This window comes from Oleiphilus sp. HI0061 (assembly GCF_001635675.1).
In genome coordinates this window covers 1-1,037 of sequence record NZ_LWFE01000043.1, presented here as the reverse complement: position 1 = coordinate 1,037, position 1,037 = coordinate 1, and the positions used below count along the sequence as shown (strand labels likewise).

General features: G+C 51.3%; 1 protein-coding gene. It reads right to left on the bottom strand.

All coding sequences use genetic code 11. The features are described from left to right. Positions 1-1,037, bottom strand: a 1,037-nt coding sequence (locus A3735_RS00680; RefSeq protein WP_068637362.1) for a YifB family Mg chelatase-like AAA ATPase, incomplete at both ends; no start/stop codon positions are given.

The following is a 1,037-nucleotide window of genomic DNA, read 5'->3' as shown; positions in this document are numbered from 1 at the left end:
CTCCCCACCCTCAAGCGCACTATTAAGCTTGCCCTGCCTGGTGATTTGCGCGTCTCGTGCTTTGCTCACGCGAGCCAGTACCTCATTCGAAGACTCACTAGCCTGAGCTTTGCCAAGTAAAACCAATGCAGGTTGACTCGCCACTTCGACATGCAAATCGAAGCGATCCAATAAGGGGCCCGACAACTTCCGCCGATAGTTACTTATCTGCTGGGGGGTATCAGTACAACTCACTGTAGGGTGGCCGCTATAGCCACAAGGGCATGGGTTCATTGCTGCAATTAACTGAAAGTCTGCCGGAAATGTCAGGCTCGCACTGGCTCGGGAAATTCTGATCTCCCCACTTTCAATCGGCTCCCGAAGTACTTCAAGCACCGAGCGTGCATACTCTGGCAACTCATCCAAAAACAATACACCATAATGGGATAAGGATATTTCACCAGGCTTTGGCTGTGCGCCACCACCAACGAGCGATACGGAAGAAGCTGTATGGTGAGGAGAACGAAAAGGCGCTTGCATCATCAAGCCCGGTTTTCTGGGAATACCCGCCAGCGAATAGATTGAGGCCACCTCCACTGCCTGAGCATTGCTTAAGCGTGGCAGAATACTTGGCAGGCGAGAGGACAGCATGCTCTTGCCTGTCCCTGGAGGGCCGTAGAATAATAGGTTATGGCGTCCAGCTGCTGCCAACTCCAAAGCACGTCTCGCTTGGAACTGACCCTTAATATCAGCCATATCCGGCTGCTTTTCGTCTTCCAAAATCATTTCTTCATAAGAAAGGGCTTGCAAAACACCGGGTGATTTAAGGTGCTGGCAAATTTCGCTCAAATGGCGTGCGGGGAAAATTGTATCGCTGCCAGCCATTTTCCCTTCATCAGCGTTACCATATGGGATAAATAAACATCGGCCGTCTTTTACGCTGGCAATAGCCGTGGGTAATACACCGGCAACCGGGCGCAAGTCTCCGGTTAAGGCCAGCTCACCAATAAACTCACTTTCACCAAGCTTTTCCGAGTCTATTTGACCTGTCGCAGCCA